This window comes from Clostridium sp. ATCC BAA-442 (genome assembly GCF_964239415.1).
Lineage (GTDB): Bacteria > Bacillota > Clostridia > Oscillospirales > Oscillospiraceae > Flavonifractor > Flavonifractor plautii.
The window spans coordinates 1-239 of sequence record NZ_CAXSQB010000031.1; the positions used below are offsets into that span (position 1 = coordinate 1).

Below are 239 nucleotides of genomic sequence, written 5' to 3' on the forward strand. Positions count from 1 at the left end.
TCCTCTGCGGAGGCCCGGGCCTCCGCAGAGGACCCCCTGTTCCCCGGCCTGACCCCCGACGAGGCCTGGGAGCGGGCCGGCGCCGACGCGGAGGCGGCGGGCAGCCGGCCCAAAACAGCGGGGCTGTACGCGGGCGGCATCCTGCTGCTGGCAGTGGGCGCGGTGGGGCTCATAGCCACCCTCTGCGGGACGCTGCCCTTGCCCCTGGGGGGGAGCCTTGGGGGGGGGGGGGGGGGGGG

1 protein-coding gene is annotated in these 239 nt (G+C 78.7%); it reads left to right on the forward strand.

The genetic code is table 11. The annotated features are described in order from the left end of the window. On the forward strand, window positions 1–239 hold a 239-nt coding region (locus ACESY8_RS13010; protein WP_498794769.1), incomplete at both ends, for a hypothetical protein.